At 72.1% G+C, this 15,561-nt stretch carries 15 protein-coding genes; 6 read left to right on the top strand and 9 right to left on the bottom strand.

All coding sequences use genetic code 11. From position 1 onward, the window contains the following. The 4 genes from ACH4K4_RS00715 to ACH4K4_RS00700 form a co-directional block, all read right to left on the bottom strand. Positions 1-1,557, bottom strand: a complete 1,557-nt coding sequence (locus ACH4K4_RS00715) for an alpha/beta hydrolase (protein WP_398163807.1) — start codon at positions 1,555-1,557, stop codon at positions 1-3. Continuing rightward, positions 1,554-2,720, bottom strand: a complete 1,167-nt coding sequence (locus ACH4K4_RS00710; protein ID WP_398163806.1) for a serine hydrolase domain-containing protein — start codon at positions 2,718-2,720, stop codon at positions 1,554-1,556. Before ACH4K4_RS00710 ends, ACH4K4_RS00715 begins: the two co-directional genes overlap by 4 nt. Before the next feature lie 304 nt (positions 2,721-3,024). Next, positions 3,025-3,384 (bottom strand): hypothetical protein, encoded by a 360-nt coding sequence (locus tag ACH4K4_RS00705; RefSeq protein WP_398163805.1) that lies wholly within the window; start codon positions 3,382-3,384, stop codon positions 3,025-3,027. A 105-nt stretch (positions 3,385-3,489) separates the two neighbouring features. Continuing rightward, positions 3,490-5,025 (bottom strand): hypothetical protein, encoded by a 1,536-nt coding sequence (locus tag ACH4K4_RS00700; RefSeq protein WP_398163804.1) that lies wholly within the window; start codon positions 5,023-5,025, stop codon positions 3,490-3,492. Between the two features lie 262 nt (positions 5,026-5,287). On the opposite strand from ACH4K4_RS00700, the gene ACH4K4_RS00695 reads away from it, so the two are divergent. Next, positions 5,288-6,637, top strand: coding sequence for an erythromycin esterase family protein (locus tag ACH4K4_RS00695; RefSeq protein WP_398163803.1), 1,350 nt, complete (start codon positions 5,288-5,290; stop codon positions 6,635-6,637). Between the two features lie 28 nt (positions 6,638-6,665). Here the strand turns inward: ACH4K4_RS00695 and ACH4K4_RS00690 are convergent, their stop codons facing one another. Next, positions 6,666-7,808, bottom strand: coding sequence for a serine hydrolase domain-containing protein (locus ACH4K4_RS00690; RefSeq protein WP_398163802.1), 1,143 nt, complete (start codon positions 7,806-7,808; stop codon positions 6,666-6,668). Positions 7,809-8,064: 256 nt separating this feature from the next. On the opposite strand from ACH4K4_RS00690, the gene ACH4K4_RS00685 reads away from it, so the two are divergent. The 3 genes from ACH4K4_RS00685 (at position 8,065) to ACH4K4_RS00675 (ending at position 10,725) form a co-directional block, all read left to right on the top strand. Beyond that, a complete protein-coding gene (locus ACH4K4_RS00685) occupies positions 8,065-8,820 on the top strand; it encodes a GNAT family N-acetyltransferase (RefSeq protein ID WP_398163801.1) in 756 nt (251 codons plus the stop codon). Between the two features lie 145 nt (positions 8,821-8,965). Beyond that, positions 8,966-9,490 (top strand): DoxX family protein, encoded by a 525-nt coding sequence (locus tag ACH4K4_RS00680; RefSeq protein ID WP_398163800.1) that lies wholly within the window; start codon positions 8,966-8,968, stop codon positions 9,488-9,490. A 284-nt stretch (positions 9,491-9,774) separates the two neighbouring features. After that, positions 9,775-10,725: an FG-GAP repeat domain-containing protein gene (locus tag ACH4K4_RS00675; protein ID WP_398163799.1), complete on the top strand. Its 951-nt coding sequence runs from the start codon at positions 9,775-9,777 to the stop codon at positions 10,723-10,725. An 86-nt stretch (positions 10,726-10,811) separates the two neighbouring features. Here ACH4K4_RS00675 and ACH4K4_RS00670 read toward each other — a convergent pair whose 3' ends face one another. Continuing rightward, positions 10,812-11,180, bottom strand: a complete 369-nt coding sequence (locus ACH4K4_RS00670) for a helix-turn-helix transcriptional regulator (RefSeq protein WP_398163798.1) — start codon at positions 11,178-11,180, stop codon at positions 10,812-10,814. 132 nt (positions 11,181-11,312) lie between these two features. Between ACH4K4_RS00670 and ACH4K4_RS00665 the strand changes: the two genes are divergently transcribed. Next, positions 11,313-12,029, top strand: coding sequence for an ANTAR domain-containing protein (locus ACH4K4_RS00665; protein ID WP_398163797.1), 717 nt, complete (start codon positions 11,313-11,315; stop codon positions 12,027-12,029). A gap of 46 nt (positions 12,030-12,075) precedes the next feature. Here ACH4K4_RS00665 and ACH4K4_RS00660 read toward each other — a convergent pair whose 3' ends face one another. Next, positions 12,076-12,930 (bottom strand): hypothetical protein, encoded by an 855-nt coding sequence (locus ACH4K4_RS00660; protein ID WP_398163796.1) that lies wholly within the window; start codon positions 12,928-12,930, stop codon positions 12,076-12,078. 338 nt (positions 12,931-13,268) lie between these two features. Between ACH4K4_RS00660 and ACH4K4_RS00655 the strand changes: the two genes are divergently transcribed. Further along, entirely contained in the window at positions 13,269-13,877 is a 609-nt protein-coding gene (locus ACH4K4_RS00655) for a TetR/AcrR family transcriptional regulator (RefSeq protein ID WP_398163795.1), read from the top strand. 51 nt (positions 13,878-13,928) lie between these two features. Here the strand turns inward: ACH4K4_RS00655 and ACH4K4_RS00650 are convergent, their stop codons facing one another. Beyond that, the gene (locus tag ACH4K4_RS00650; protein ID WP_398163794.1) at positions 13,929-14,063 is read right to left on the bottom strand and encodes a hypothetical protein; all 135 of its coding nucleotides are present in this window, start codon (positions 14,061-14,063) and stop codon (positions 13,929-13,931) included. 191 nt (positions 14,064-14,254) lie between these two features. Next, the gene (locus ACH4K4_RS00645; protein WP_398163793.1) at positions 14,255-15,505 is read right to left on the bottom strand and encodes a mannosyltransferase family protein; all 1,251 of its coding nucleotides are present in this window, start codon (positions 15,503-15,505) and stop codon (positions 14,255-14,257) included. Positions 15,506-15,561: the final 56 nt, after the last annotated feature.

Genomic DNA, 15,561 nt, shown 5'->3' with positions numbered 1-15,561 from the left:
CTAGCCGCCCTGCTTCACGCAGGTCTCGTCGCCCGCCGGCAGTTCGCCGGTGGCCAGGTACCGGTTGACCTTGGCGTCCACGCAGGCGTTGCCGTAGGCGCCGTAGATGCCGTGGCGCTTGGCGCCCTTGAGGGTGAGCAGCCTGGAGCCCGGCAGGAGGCCGTGCAGATCGCGGCTGCTCCGGTATGTGGTGCGCGGGTCGCCGGTGGCGGCCACGATCAGCGCGGAGGCGTCGTGCCGTACCTGGGTGGGTTCCTCGCGCGGCCGGTCCCAGAAGGCGCACGGCCCGATGTTGTTGACCAGCGGGCCGAGCAGCCGGTGCTTCGCGCGGCTCTGCTGGATGTCCCGCCAGTAGCGCTCGGGGTCGCGCGGAGCCGCCTTGTCGCCACAGAGGAACGCGCTCTGCGCCGCACCGGGGAGGCCGCCGGTCAGCACGAGTCGCAGCAACGCGGCGAACTGCGGCGACAGGCGGGTCGGCTGACCGGCCGCGGCCTTGCGGAGCACGGCGAGCTGCTCGCCGAACTCGGCCCGTGCCGGGTCGGTGTCGTCGGCGAGCGCGACGAAGACCAGGAACGGCACCTGCGTGTCGTCGAGCCGGAAGCTCTCCTGCCCGGTGCCGACCGTCAGCGGGTGGCGGGCGGCCGCCGCGACGATCCGGTCGATGCCGGCGAGCACCTCGGCACGGGTGCGGCCGAGTCCGTAGGTGCCGTTGCGGCGTGCCGCCCAGTCGGCCCAGGCGGAGAGCGCCTGCTCGTTCTCCCGCAGCGCGTACTGCAGCAGCCGGGGGCTGTAGTGATGTGGGGCTATGGCGCCGTCGAGCACCATCCGGTCGGAGCGGCCGGGGAACAGCTGGGTGTAGACGGTGCCCAGGTAGCTGCCGTACGAGTAGCCCAGGTAGGAGATCTTCCGCTCGCCCAGCGCGCCCCTGATGACGTCCATGTCGCGGGCCGTGTTGCGGGTGCTGATGTGCGGGAGCACGGACGCGTTGGTGGCGCGGCACTTGTCGGCCAGGTCCTTCTGGAAGGCGGCCTGGCGCTCGAAGCTCGTGCGGCCGAGGCCGGCCGAGAGGATGTTGGTGCCGACCGGCCAGCCGCAGTCCAGCGGGGTGCTGCGGCCGACGAAGCGCGGGTCGAAGCCGACGATGTCGTAGCGCGGCCCGACGTCTTTCATCGCCTGGCGGATCTCGGGAGGGCTTTCCAGGGCGGTGCTGCCGGGGCCGCCGTTGTTGAGCAGGATCGCGCCGATGCGGTGGCGGGTGTCGGTGGCCTTGAGGCGGGAGATCGCGACGGTGATGGTACGGCCGAGGGGAGCGGCGTAGTCGAGCGGTACGGTCACGTCCGCGCACTGGACGCCGGCCTTCTCCAGGTCACGGCCCGTCGTGTCGTCGGGGCCCTGGACGCAGCTGCCCCAGTCGAGGTGCTGGCGGTAGTAGCGGTCGAGTCCGGTGGCGTCCCGGTCCGTCGCCGCGGTGGCCACGGCGGGGGAGGCGGTGAGGCAGGCGGCGAGGGCGAGGCCGGCGGCCGCGGCGCGGCGCACGGCCGGGCGGGGGGTGATCACATGCTCTCCTTGGGCCGGTGCTCGCGGTCGGGGGCGCACAAGGCGGTGTCCACGGCCGCGCGGAAGTCCTTCGCGGCCTCCGCAGCGGAGGGCGCCGCGGTGAGGGCGAGGGAAACGCCGCGGCCGTCCGGGCCGACGGCGCCCAGCGCACGGTGCCCGCCGGGTACCGTGCCGGCGTGCCCCCACCACCAGCCGCCGCACTCCAGGGGCGTGGCGATCAGGCCGAGTCCGTACCGGGCGCCGGGCCACAGCCGCTCGGGGTCGGCGGCTACGGTGCGCCGCATCTCGGCGAGCCAGCGTGCGGGCACCAGCTTCCCGCCCAGCAGGGCGCGGTAGAAGCGGTTGACGTCGGCGGGCGTGGAGATCAGCGCGCCGCCCGCGCCGCCGAAGGTCATGTTCCAGGCGGTGCCGTCGACCAGCGTCGTGCCGTCGGTTCCTCCCTGGTCGGAGTCGGTGAAGTAACTGTGCGAGTGCGGCCCCTCGATGCGCGTGCTGTCACCGGGCCAATAGGTGTCGCGCAGGCCGAGCGGCTCGACGATCCGGCGGTTCACCTCCGCCTCGACGCCGTGCCCGGTGACCTTCTCGACGATGAGCCCGGCGATCAGGTAGTTGGTGGTCGCGTAATGCCACGGCTTGTCCGGCCGGGGCATCGTGAGCGCGGTGGCGATCAGCTCGCGGGGCTCGGAGTGCTTCCACCTCCACTCTTCCAAGGGGAGTTGTACGAGCTTCCCGGTGTAGTCGGGAAGGCCGCTGGTGTGCTGGAGCAGCTGCCGCACGGTGATCGTGCGGCCGTCGTACCCGTTGCCCTGGACCAGTCCGGGCAGGTAACGCTCGACCGGGGCGTCCAACCCGACGCGGCCCTCCGCGGCGAGTTGCACGACGACCGTCGCGGTGAAGGTCTTGGTCACACTGCCTATCCGCAGCCGGTCGGCAGCGCGCATCGGGCGCCCGGTGCGCAGGTCGGCGACGCCGCGGGCGGTGGTCAGCCGGCCGCAGCGCGGGTCGGCCGTCTCGGCGGCCGCGCCCGGTATTCCGTGGCGGGTGACGAGCGTGTCCAGGGACGCGGTCAGCGCGCCGCGCACCGCGTCACAGCCGGCCGGCGCGGCCGGGCGGGCCGCCGCGTCGGCCGCGGGGGCGGAGACGGCCAACACCGCGGAGGCCACGGCGAACGCCGTCGCGCGCCACGCCGACCGGTGCGTTCCGACGGGAAACCTCTGCGCTCTTCTCGGTATGTGTTTCACACCGTCAGACGCTAGAGGCACAGACGTCCGCACTCACTACGGGTTTCCCCCGAACCCAAGGGGTGTCAGCACCACTTGGCCGGACCGCGGGGCCCGCCGGCGGTCAGGCCGCCGGTGCCATGGCGGCGAGCACGTCCCGCAGGGCGGCGAACGAAAAGGGCCCGGCCGGTGGACACCGGCCGGGCCCCGAGGGTGTGCCGCCGCGTCCCGGCGGCGGCACGGGCCCTCAGTTCTCGGAGTAGCTGAAGTCGCCCACGGTCCAGCCGCTGACGTCCTCGATCGAGACGCGGTACATCCCGCCTGTCTCCGGGATCCCGATGGAGCCCTGGAGAATCCGGGCGACGTGGAAGTGCAGGTGCGTGGGCGGCCCCTCCTTGCGCTCGGAGGACGTGAAGACGCCGGCGAACTCGCGCAGGCGGTCCGAGTCCTTCAGGATTTCCGACACGCGCTGCCGCCACACGGCTTCGGGGGCCAGTCGCCCGGTGATCACAGAGCCTCCGGCGATCACGGTCAGGGACATCTGGTTGCTGTGCCCGGACTCCACCATGGCGGCGAGGTCAACGAGCAACTCGTCAGGCTTCGACATGAGAGCAGATTCTATGCAGCCGGCGCGCCCGGGGCCGCTCCGGCGGTCCGGTTTCGAGACCGGCGTCGTGGCAGGGCGGCGCCGGGGCGGGCCGCCGGACCGGTGTCAGCCGGTGTGCGGCTGCCCGGCCGGGTACGACAGGTGGCCGGCCGCCAGCTTCCACTCCCGGTGCAGGGCGCCCAAGGGGACGCGCTTCTGGAACAGCGGCGTGCCGAAGACCGTCAGCTGGGTCTGGAGCGCACCCGACAGGTCCAGTCCGCCGAAGACCTTCCAGTCGGCCGAGGCCGAACCCTTGCCGTCGGACGAACCGGTGGCCACGGCACTGCCCTCGCCGCGCAGGTACGGCGCGATGTCGGCGCTCACGCCGGCCATGCCGTACAGGCCGACGCTCGCCTCGGCGCCGAGTGCCGCCTTCACCCGGCCGGCCGCCGTGACGCCGGCCCGGACCGGAGTGGACGTCAGTCCCGACTCGCTGACCGGCTTCCAGCCCTTGGCCCAGGTGTAGCTGCCGCCGACCCGGAAGCCGCCCTTGAGATCCTGCTTGACGTCCACGCTGATCCGGCCGTCGGCCTCGACCGTGAGGTAGCAGGTCAGGTCGAGGTTGACGACGACCGGCACCGGGCCGACCTGGACGACGGGGTCCGCGTGCAGCTTGGCGAACGGCATCCGCAGCGGCTTGCCGCCGGTCGAGGCCGCGGCCTGGCCCTTGAACTGCCACTGGGAGGACCAGTCGCCGGACAGCCCGATGAACGCGCCGCCGGGGGACGTGCCGGTGCCCGCGCCGGTGGCGGACTTCGCGTGCGGCCGGCTGCCGTCGTAGGCGAACTCCACCGTGGGGGAGAGCTGCACGAAGCCGGCGACCGAGGCCGCGGCGCTCGCCGGGGCGCCCTCGGCGGTGGCGACCGACGCGCCGACGTCGAGGCGCAGGCTGCCCAGGGGCAGCGTCGCGCCATGGGGCCCGAAACGGCGCTCGCCGTTCTTCGCCCAGGAGACCTTCACGCCCTTGACCAGCGGCTCCACGGAGACCCCCGCCGGGTCGACGGGCACCTTCCCGTCGGCCTTGCTCTTGCCCAGCAGCGCGTCGAGCGTGGCCGGGGCGGTGTTGACCTCGGTCCCCTCCCGCGTCGTGCCCAGGACCTTGGTGACCTTGGCCAGTACGCCGCTGGGAGCGCCTGGAGCGGGCGCGCTCGCGATGACGTCGCCGACGGCCACGGCCGAGTTCTTCCCGGGGGAGGCGGAGGCGGAGGCGGAGGGTGTGGGGGTGGCCGGCGGATTCTTCGGGGGGTCCGTCGGGCCGGCGATGACCGCGCGCCCGTTGTGGCGGTCGTACGACGCGATCCGCAGCGAGGACTTGTGGGCAGGGCGCCCGTCGCGCGACGGGCGCGCCACGGCGGTCGAGCCGGCCGGGCCGGACGGGGCCTGGGCCGCGGCGACGGGCAGCCGCTGCCCGCCGGCGGCGGTGCTGCCGGCGGGGGTGCCGTCGGTGGCGGAGTCCAGTTCGGCGGCCGGTGCGGCGGGTTTTCCGCCACCGGGTGCGGCGGGCTCGGCGGCAGCGCCGGATCCGGCCGCCGAGCAGCCCGCGGCCAGCAGGGAGACGGCGGTCAAGGCAGGTATGAGTGCCTGCTTGGTGAGCTTGTGCACAGTGGGCCCTTGGGGACGTGGGGTGGGGTGCGCGGCACGGAGTCGCCTCCTGCCGCGCCTCACGACAACGGGACCGTCGCGATGAGTCGCGGAACGGATCTGCGTGATCATGCCATGATCGCGGGGGCTAGGTGTACGGAGGTCCACGGCCGAGGGGGTGCAATCCCCCCGAACGATCCGGCGGTTGTCCCCAGCGCGCGGCCGGAGAGCCGCAGGCGATGATCCTTCTCAGTTGCCACACGCAAGTTGAGGGGTAAACAGCATGGCCACGCACCGGAAGCACATCAGCCGCCGCAGGCTCCTGGCGACGGCGACGGCGGCGGTCGCGACGGGAGCGCTCCTCGCCTCCGGGACGGCCCAGGCCGCCCCGGCCGCCGCACAGCAGAACCCGGTCCGCGCGCTGGAGCGGGCGGCCCACCCACTGCGCTCGACCGCTCCCGGAGGGAACACGGCCGACCTGCGTGCCCTGACCGCGATGATCGGCGATGCCGAGGTGGTCGGCCTGGGCGAGGCCACGCACGGGTCCCACGAGTTCTTCACCATGAAGGAGCGGGTCTTCCGCCACCTCGTCGAGGAGCGGGGCTTCACCACCTTCGCCCTGGAGCTGAGCTGGTCGGCGGGGCTCCGGATCGACGAGTACCTCCAGACCGGCCAGGGCGACGCCCGCCGGATCGCGAAGGAGGCGCTGGCGGGCTCCCCCTGGGACCGCGAGGAGTTCCTGAGCCTCATCGAGTGGATGCGCGACCACAACCGCCGCCACCCCGGCCGTACCGTCCACTTCATGGGCGACGACATCGGCGCGCCCACCCTGAGCGACGCGTTCTTCGGCCGCGTGACCGGCTACGTACGCCGGCACCACCCGCAGTCGCTGCCGCGGATCAACGAGCTCTACACCGGCCTGCGCCCGATCGACGACGCCTTCGCCTACCTGCGCAAGCCGCTCGCGGAACGACAGCGGCTCGCCGCCAGGGCGCAGCAGGCCCTGGAGCTGATCGGCAGCCGGAAAGGGCCGGGCGGGGACGCGTACGAACGGGCCGAGCAGGACGCCAGGTCCATCGCGCAGACCGCCCGGTTCCTCACCGTGAACGTCGGCGACCCGCAATCGGTCGCCGCCGCCCAGCGCTTCCGCGACGAGGTGATGGCCCGGAACGTCGTCTGGTGGCAGCGGCGTACCGGCCACAAGATCCTGGTGTCGGCACACAACGACCACGTCGGCTACGTCTCAGGCGAGCCCGGGATGTATCCCAAGACGCAGGGGGCGTTCCTGCGCGACACGCTGGGCAAGCGCTACCTCCCCATCGGCTTCACCTTCGACCGGGGCTCCTTCCTGTCGAAGGACGCCGCGCTCGGCGGCGACTGGAAGAAGTTCACCGTGGGCGCCGCCGACCCCGGCATGAACGAACACACCCTCGACCAGGTCCGCTACCGGGACTTCTACCTCGATGCCCGTACGGCCCCGGCTGCCGCGCGCGCCTGGCTGAACGTCGCCCGGCCCACGCACAACATCGGCACGCAGTACTACTACCCGCCCGCCGACATCGCGCTCGCCCGTTCCTTCGACGTCCTCGTCCACCTCCACGCCGTGCGGGAGGCCGACGTGCTGAAGCCGTGACGGCCTCCCCGGCGCCCGCTCGCGTACGTCAGCCGTCCAGGCACGTGCGCACGGCGGCGACCAGGCGGTCGGCGCGGGCGTCACCATGGCCGATCATGCGGTTGGCGAGGTACGCGAAGCCCACCCCGAACTCGTCGTCGCCGAAGGCGAACTGACCGCCCGCGCCGTCGTTGCCGAAGCTGCGCTCGCCCAGCATCGGCCGGAAGGCCGGGGAGCCGAGCAGGAAGCCCGAGCCCCAGCGCGCCCCGGCGTCGAAGCCCAGCCACCCCGCGCCGGCGGACACCTCGCGGACCGCGTCCGTCACGGTGTCCCGGGTGAGCAGCCGCTCCCGGCCCTCGATGCCCGTCGCGGCCGCCGCGTACACACCGGCGAGCCCGCCGGCCGACGCCGTGGCGCCCGCTCCCGGCAACTCCATGCGGAGCAGCGCGGGATCGTTCCAGCCGTGCGGCACGTCGAGGCCGGGGAAGACCAGCGCCCCGTTCATCGTCACGATGCGGGTGAGCAGATGCTCGGGCCCCGGCATCGCGGGCCGTCCCGCGGCCTCGACGAGCCGGGCACACCCCGCCGTCTCCTCCTCGGGCAGACCGAGCCAGGCCCGCAGGCCCAGCCGGTCGCCCACGGCGCGGCGGAAGTACGCACCCGGGGTGAGCCCGGTGATACGCCGGACGACCTCGCCGACGAGAAAGCCGAAGACGTGACCGTGGTACTCGTACGAGGTGCCGGGCTCCCACAGGGGTTTCTGCTCCTCGATGGCGCGGATCACCGGAGTCCAGGCGGCGATCTCGTCGAAGCCGAGCACCGGGTCGAGGGCGGGGATTCCCGCCCGGTGCCCGAGGGCCATCCGACAGGTCACGGCCTCCTTGCCGTGCTGTGCGAATTCAGGCCAATACCGGCTCACCGGGGCGTCGAGGTCGAGACGTCCCTCTTGCGCCAGGAGATGCGCGCACAGGCTCACGATTCCCTTGGCGCAGGAGAAGGCCGGTACGACGGTGTCCTGTTTCCAGGGCCTGCCGGTTTCCTCGTCCGCGACCCCGCCCCACAGGTCCGCCACCTTGCGCCCGCCGGCGTACACCGTGACCGCCGCCCCGAGTTCGGGAAAATCGGTGAAGTTCCGCGCGAACGCGTCGGCGACGGCCCCGAATCCCTCGTCGGCCCAACCCTGGTACTGCACCACTGCTCCCCGTCCTCCGCGCGCTCGTCACTGCTGGGCGGGGCCGCGGCGGACGCGTTCCCGCGCCCGTGCCCCCCCACCGTGGTCAACCGGGTCACAGTACGGTGACGTGCGCTTTCAGCACGACCGAATTCCCGGCCGGGCGCCGCCTGGCCGACTGGCACAGGGGCCGTTATTGCCCGCCGGGACGGGCCCGCGGGAGTTACGATCACGCGAATGTACGAGAGATCGCGACATCCGTGAATCCGGAGGGCCAATGACCGCCGACATCCTCAAGGGCCTGGACGCCCTGCGCCGGTCCGCCGGCGAGCCGGCCCCGAACGGTGTCGTAAGGGAGCCGGCCCCCGACGGCTCTGAATGCCGGATCGTCCATTCGCGGTGTACGGCCGACGAGTTGGACACGGTGATCGCCGAGGAGGCCGCGCGCGCCAAGGCGGCCGGCTACTCCCTGGAGTGGAAGGTCTACGAGCACGACACCCCGGCCGGCCTGGGAGACCGCCTGCGCGCGGCGGGCTTCGCGGCCGATGACGCCGAGAGCGTGCTCGTCCTGCCCGTGGACGAGGGCCGGTTGGCGGACTTCGGCACCTCCGCGTACGAGATCCGGCGGGTGGACGACGAGGAGGGGCTGAGGGACTACGCCGAGATCTCCCGCGAGATCGGCCGCGAGAACGCCGAGGAGGAAGCACACCGGCTGCTCCTGGCACTGGGCGAGGCGCCCGGCGGGATGAGCGTGTACGTCGCCTACGTGGACGGTGAACCGGCGGCCTGCGGGCGCGTCTATTTCCCCGAGGGCAGCGGGTTCGCCGAGCTGGCCGGGGGCCGCACCAAGACGACGCACCGCAAGCGCGGGCTGTTCACCGCCCTGGTGGCCGCTCGCCTACGGGAGGCCCGGGAGCGGGGCCGCACGCATGTGCTGGTGGACGCGCTCCCCACCTCGGAGCCCATTCTCCGGAAGATGGGCTTCCGGTTCGTCACCCGAACCCGGCCCTTCGTCCTCGAACCGGGGGACTGAGCCGCGCGGGCCCGGTCGGGGCAGGCGCCGGGGCCCGTCGCGCACCGTCGCCCGGATGGCCGAACGGGCGAGCCCGCGACGTGTCGGGAACGCGACCCTGGGCACCCGGAGGGGACTGTTCCTGCCGCGTGCTCAGGGAGTCACCGTGACCTGTTTCGACCGACGAGATCTGGGCCTGCTGCTGCTCCGCGTGGGCACCGGCGGGGTGCTGGCCGCGCACGGTGCGCAGAAGCTGTTCGGCTGGTTCGGCGGCGGCGGGGTCGAGGGCACCGGTCAGTTCATGGAGTCCGTGGGCTACGTACCGGGCAAGGCCAACGCGGCGATCGCCGGGCTCACGGAGGCCGGCAGCGGTGTGCTGCTGGCGCTGGGCCTGGCCACCCCCGCCGCCGGAGCGGGCGCCGCGGGAGCGATGGCGGGCGCCGCCGCCGTGCACACGCCCAACGGGTTCTTCGCGCAGAGCGGCGGCTACGAGCACCCGGCCTTCCTGGGCCTGACGGCCGCCGGCCTCGGCGTCACGGGGCCCGGCCGGATCTCCCTGGACCACGCTCTCGGCCACTTCGCCAACCGCGGCTGGATGGTCCCGGCGGCGTTGGCGGTGACGGGGGCGGCCACGGCGCTGGTCGTGGGCGCGCGCAACAAGAGGGTGCGGCAGGCGGCCGAGGACGCTTAGAGGCCCGGCCCCGGCGGACCGGCCCCGGCGTCATGCCCCGGACATGGCAGAGTCGTACCCAATGACGACTCGTGGTCTGGTCATCGCATGACCTGCGATACCTCGGCATTTGCTGCGAAACGTCGGGTTTTGCGCTCCCCTTTCGGTGTACCTCCCTCGTGGGAGCCGTGAGGTAGAGGGGATTTTCGGCGTTGTTTGTGAAGTCTTTGTGAGAAAGTTGCGGGAATCTGTGGTGCGGTCCAGACCAATCGCACCAGCCAGTGACCTTTTCAGGGGGACTTCTCATGACCTTCGTCAAGCGTGGCCGCGCCTTCAGGCGCGCGCTCGCCGCCACCGCGTTCGTTGCCGCGGTGGCCGCCACGGCCGGTACCGCCACCGCCGCCGGGAACCCGGCCGGAGCCGGCAAGGCCAGTGTCAAGGCCGAGGCGGAGCACCGGGCCCACTCTCCCCGGGGCGCGGTCGCGGCTCCCCGTGTCGCGGCGCCCGGCCAGGTGGAGACGCCCAGCTTCCCGTTGATGGCCGTCGACAAGAAGACCGGCAACCTGAGCCACTACTACCCGGACCGTCGCGGTGGCTTCGAAGCCGCGTACGACGTCGGCGTGAGCTTCGACTTCGCCGCCGCCGTCGCCAGGGTCGACAACGACAAGGACGGCTACGGCGACGGCACCTGGATCTTCGACAAGGATGGTCTGCTGACCTACACCTGGTCCGAGGACATGCAGGTGTACACCAAGGACATCGGCAGGGGCTGGCAGATCTACGACAAGGTCCTGTCCCCGGGGAACCTCGGCGGCGCCCCTGAGGCCGACCTCATGGCCGTCGACAAGGCCGGCGTGATGTGGGTGTACCTCGGTTACCCGGACGGCCGGGTGTCCGACCGGGTGCGCATCGGCGCCAACTGGGACCAGTACACCGAGATCGCCGGCCAGGGTGACCTGACCGGCGACGGCAAGCCCGACGTCGTCGCCCGCGACAAGGCCGGGACGCTGTGGCTCTACAAGGGCACGGGCGACTACAAGGCCCCCTTCGAACCCCGCGCCAAGATCGGCGGCGGCTGGAACATGTACGACCGTCTGCTGCCCGTCGGCGACCTCGACGCCGACGGCAGGAGCGACCTGGTGGCCCGCACGCCCGGCGGCGACCTGTACCGGTACTCCGGCACCGGTGACGCGGGCGCTCCGTACGGCACGCCGGTCAAGATCGGCTGGGGTTACGACATCTTCAACCTGCTGTAAGCCGGCCGCCTGACCGAAGGGGCGGGTCCGGGAACGCCGGCGGAGGAAACTCCGTACGGAGGTTCCCGGGCCCGCCCCTTTGCCGTTCAGGCCGTGCTGTGCCGATGCCGGCCGTCGGGGACCGTGGTGCGGTCGGCTTCGTCCTGGACGAGCAGGGAGAGCAACGACGCCACGGTCAGGCCCGCTTCGGCCGGGTGGCGCAGGACCTTCCCCGGATCGATCTGGTACGTGTTGCTGCGGCCCTCCCGTGTGTGGGAGAGGTATCCGTCCTGCTCCAGGTCAGAAATGATCTTCTGGACCGCGCGTTCGGTCAGTCGGCAGTGAGCGGCGATGTCACGGATGCGGGCGCTGTGGTTGTCGGCGATGGCCGCCAGCACCCTGGCGTGATTGGTCACGAACGTCCATCCGGTATGCGGCTCAGGCACTCCGTTGTGGGACTCGGGCACTCCGTTCATGCGCCAAGTCTACCGATCGGGTATTCACGCACCAGGAAACACGTACCATGTTTCGTGTATTTGTTAGCGTGTAGGGGTGGTAGGCGAGCCTGGGAGCCGAAGCGGGCGAGCCGAGAACGGGAGAGGAAGGCCATGCCCGAGGCTGCGCCAGGCCTGCCGCGGACCGATGTCCTCGCGCACGGCGACCGGATGCGCGTGGCGGTGCGGGGAGAGCTCGATCTGGACACCTGCCGGCGGATCGAACGCGATCTGCGCGATGTCCTCAGCCGCTCGGTACGGGGCGTCGAACTCCACCTCGACGCGGTGCCGTTCTGCGACTGCTCCGGCCTCAACATGCTGCTGCGCCTGCGCTTGCGGGCTCTCGTTCAGAACAAGACCGTCGTCATCAGTTCGGGCAGCCGCGCCGTCGAGCGGCTCCTGGACCTGACCGGAGCACGGGAGTTGCTCATGTACCCGGACCCGGACGGCCCGGACGCGCCGAGCGGCGCTGCCCCCAGCCGGAGTTCACCCGAGGACACCCACCAGGAAGACGGTCGCGACCACGACCGGAACCCACATCAGGACCTGCCTGTGGAAGTGGCCCAGCTGCGGCGCGCCATGCAGACCCGGCCGGCCATCGACCTGGCCCGCGGCATATTGATGGCCACCTTCGGCCTGAGTCCCGAGGCGGCCTGGGCCGTGCTGGTCACCGCGTCCCAGAACACCAACACCAAGCTGCATCTGCTGGCTCAGGGCCTGGTGGACAGCGTTCAGGGCACCGCGCTGCCGGATTCGGTGCAACGGCAGTTGGCGGTCGCGGTCGCCAAGGCGAAGGCGGCTCCCGCGGCCACGCGGCAGGCGGACGGCTGACGGCCTGCTGCCGCACGCGCGGCGCAGGCGGCGGAGCTGTCCGCGGTCAGACCGTCGGCAGGGGAGCGGCGGCTCGCGGGTGCCGCGAGGCGGCCAGGACGCGTGCCAGCGCGGCGAGCGACAGGGCAGCTGCGAGCCCGGTTGCCGCAAAGGCCGGGAGGGGCGGCAGGAAAGTGTGGTGCAGCAGGTGAGGGAAGGGCGAGCGGGAGAACAGGCCGCTTTCCAGTACGTGCTGTGCGAGTACTGCCGCGGACATCACGACAGCGGCAGCCAGGCGCGGAATCGTGTTCTTGATGAACAGCAGGGTGGCCAGCAGGGCGCACACGGCCGGCAGGCCGATGGCCGCGGTCTCCGCGGACACCGAGGAGCCGCTGCGGATTCCCATCGGGAAATGGGCCGCGCCGCACAGCAGCACTCCCGCGCCCGCCAGCCACGGGAGCCATTTGTCCGCGACCGCGAAGGGATTACGGTCACGCGCCGACTTGTGCGACGCGGGCTCGTCATCGCTGCCGACCGGTGCCGCGGCATTCGGGGAAGCCGGGTGAGCGGTGGCTTTCGCGCGTTCTTCCGCGAGCGTGTCGATGAGTTCCGCCAGGTCCTCCACCGGCCGGCGGCCCGCCACCGTGCGCGTCGTCTCCGAGCCGGAGCGCGCGGCGTGCGGAGGCTGGTGCAGCAGCGTCATGAGGTGGCTGACCTCCGCGACGGGCCGCTGTTCCGCGGCGGTGCGCAGCACCTGGTCCGCGCCGTCGTACGGCCGTGGCGGTTGCGACAGCAGGTGTACCAACTGCGCCACCTCGCGCACCGGCAGTTCCGTCGCGGCCGTGCGCAGTGCCTCGTCGACGGCGCACCTGCCGTGGGGTGAGCGCTCCAGCAAATCGACAAGGCGCGCGACTGCGTCCAACGGCTGACACACGACAGCCGTATGCACCAATTCACTCACTGGGTCCGCGTAGCCCGCGGGGGGCATTTCCTCCGCCCCGGCGTCTGGCCTCATTGACTTCCTCTCTGATCCCGAGAAGACCGGTCAGGTGCCGGCTCGCTCGGTGGATCTGCTGAACCGGACAAAAACAGTTCTAGTTCATGATCAGATGGCTTGCGACTTTTGCGATCCTTGCGTGACGATTCCGGCAGCCCGGCTCTGCGCACGCCCTCCGCGACCGCCGCCGACGGATCACGTTGACGGAAGCCGACGGCGGACATCAAGCTGGATCAGCCATTCCGTAATGAAGGAGGCCCCTCGTGCCACCCGCCGGCCGTCCCCGTGCCTTCGACACGGAGGCCGTTCTGGAGGCCGCGATGCTGCTGTTCTGGGAACAGGGCTACGAGGCGACATCGCTGGCGCAGCTCCGCGCGGCCACGGGGCTGTCCTCCGCGAGCCTCTACGGCGCCTTCGGCTCGAAGGAAGGGCTGTTCGAGCGGGCGGTCGAGCACTACATCGCCGGGCCGGGCAGCGTCACCGACGCCGTGGCCGACGAGACGGTGAGCCCCCGTGAGGCCATTGCCCGGCTCCTGCACGGGTCGATCACCATGCAGACCGACCCGTCGCGCCCCCGGGGGTGCCTGATCGCTCTCGCCGGAACGGTCCGGGCGCCCGGAGTGGACGCGGCGGGGGCACGGAAGATCGTGGCGGCGCGCCGTGCGGCGGACCGGGCGCGCATCCGGGCGTGCGTCGCGCGGGGCGTGGCCTCGGGGGAACTCGCCGAAGACGCCGACGTGGAAGGCGTCACGTCGATGGTCCACGGCTTTCTGCTCGGCGTGTCGACGCAGGTGTGCGACGGCACGCCGGCCCGGGACCTGCACGCCGCGGCCGACGCCGTGCTGGCGAACTGGCGAGCGCGGCACCGCTGACACGTACCGAAGTCCTCACCGGCTCCGGCTGTGCGGCGTACGGTGAACGCGTCACCCGGTGGCACGCGAAGCGTCGCTGCCGTCCGTCCAGGGGCGCCAGCGGCCGGAGCCGTCGACCGTGCCCAGCTGCTGGTCTGCGAAGTGGACGCCGAAGCCGAGGACTCCTTCCCTGGCCAGGTGATCCACGAGTCGGCGCCGTGAGCGTTCGGCCGTGGCCCGGTGGTGATCGAGGACCACTTCCCAGCCCGGGTGCCGGACCTGGGCCGGGGTGTTGCAGGGCGTCCCCGAAGGCCACGACCCGCCGGCCGTCGCCGGTGTCGAGGACCCAGGCGGTGTGCCCCTGGCGCGGCGGAGGCAGCCGTCAACCGGCCCATCGGTCAACCGGTCCAGCGCCCGGTCAGGAAGGTCAGGGCGAACACGATGCTCAGCGGCGCGACCAGGCAGAGATACGCGCTTTTGACGCGCGGGCGGCGCAGGCTCCAGGCGGCCAGGCTGACCCACAGCGGCCACCACAGGAGGGCGGCGCGGGGGATGGACGTGTACCAGTAGGACGTTCCCAGCGCGCACAGGCTGAGCGCGACGTAGACGAGTTCGGGCCAGCGGCGCTTGCGCGCCAGCACGACGAGCAGGACCAGTCCGGTGAGCATGGCCACCAGTTCGGCCTGGAACATGAAGCCGTACCCCGTGCTCTGGGCGTGGCCGAAGGCGTTGTGCCAGGTGTTGGCCCAGGCCTCCCACGGCGTGTGGAAGGCGCGGTACCAGCCGCGTTCCTGCGCGCTCTTCCAGGCCATCCAGTCGCCCGTGTGGGCGTGGAGATACCAGCTGAACAGGGCGAGGGGGAGCGCGGGCAGCGCCAGCCAGGGCAGCGGGCGCAGGTTCCGGGTGCTGCGAAGAGTGAGGAGGAAGTGAGTGGCGAGGGCGGCGGCGAGGAAGAGCCCGCTGACCCGTACGGCGGTCGCCACGGTGGCCAGTGCCGCGGCCAGGGGCCAGTTGCGGCGTTGGGCCGCGAGCCACGCGGGCAGCGCCAGGGCCAGGAAGAGCGCCTCGGTGTAGCCGACGGTCAGGAAGACGGCGCACGGGGAGAGCAGGAAGAACAGTACGGCGCGCTTGCCCGCTCCGGTGTCGGGCAGGTGCAGCCGGGTGATGCGGGCCAGGGCCAGCACGGCGACGGCGCCGGACACGAAGGAGATCAGCAGCCCGGCCAGGCCCCAGTGCGGCACGACGAAGTGGACCGCGCGCAGCACGAGGGGGAAACCGGGGAAGAAGGCTTCCCGGTTGTCCCAGCCGGGCTGCCACGGCCCGGCCTGGCCGGGGAAATAGCCCTCGCGCGCGATATGCAGGAAGTGGTCCCAGTCCCAGTGCTGGAACGGCGCGAGGGCGGGGCCGGGGTCGTGGGTCTCGGGGTCGCCGGGGAACAGCCACCGGGCGCAGTAGGCCGTGATCCAGATCGATATTCGGGTCAGCAGATACAGCCAGAGAATGTCTCTGTCGGCCGGGCTCGGGCGCCAGAGCATGCGCTTGCCCCAGCTCGCACGGCCTTTCCGTGGGGCAGGCAGGCGCCGGGGCGCTGCCGGGGAGCGGGGCGTGTCACCGGGGTGTTCGCGTACGTCGAAGGGCATGGCAGGCATGACGGACTCCATGAGGGGGTTGCGGCGCGCTGGACCACCCGGCGGCGTTCCGCCGG

This window comes from Streptomyces sp. NPDC017529 (assembly GCF_044329785.1).
Taxonomy (GTDB): Bacteria; Actinomycetota; Actinomycetes; order Streptomycetales; family Streptomycetaceae; genus Streptomyces.
Note: the sequence above shows the minus strand (reverse complement) of the source record. Positions and strands in the feature narration are given on the sequence as shown.

Coding starts and splice junctions, on each gene's coding strand:
- ACH4K4_RS00705 (WP_398163805.1), bottom strand. CDS start 3,384: ATGTCGAAGCCTGACGAGTTGCTCGTTGACCTCGCCGCCATGGTGGAG.
- ACH4K4_RS00695 (WP_398163803.1), top strand. CDS start 5,288: ATGGCCACGCACCGGAAGCACATCAGCCGCCGCAGGCTCCTGGCGACG.
- ACH4K4_RS00685 (WP_398163801.1), top strand. CDS start 8,065: ATGACCGCCGACATCCTCAAGGGCCTGGACGCCCTGCGCCGGTCCGCC.
- ACH4K4_RS00675 (WP_398163799.1), top strand. CDS start 9,775: ATGACCTTCGTCAAGCGTGGCCGCGCCTTCAGGCGCGCGCTCGCCGCC.
- ACH4K4_RS00670 (WP_398163798.1), bottom strand. CDS start 11,180: ATGAACGGAGTGCCCGAGTCCCACAACGGAGTGCCTGAGCCGCATACC.
- ACH4K4_RS00665 (WP_398163797.1), top strand. CDS start 11,313: ATGCCCGAGGCTGCGCCAGGCCTGCCGCGGACCGATGTCCTCGCGCAC.
- ACH4K4_RS00645 (WP_398163793.1), bottom strand. CDS start 15,505: ATGCCTGCCATGCCCTTCGACGTACGCGAACACCCCGGTGACACGCCC.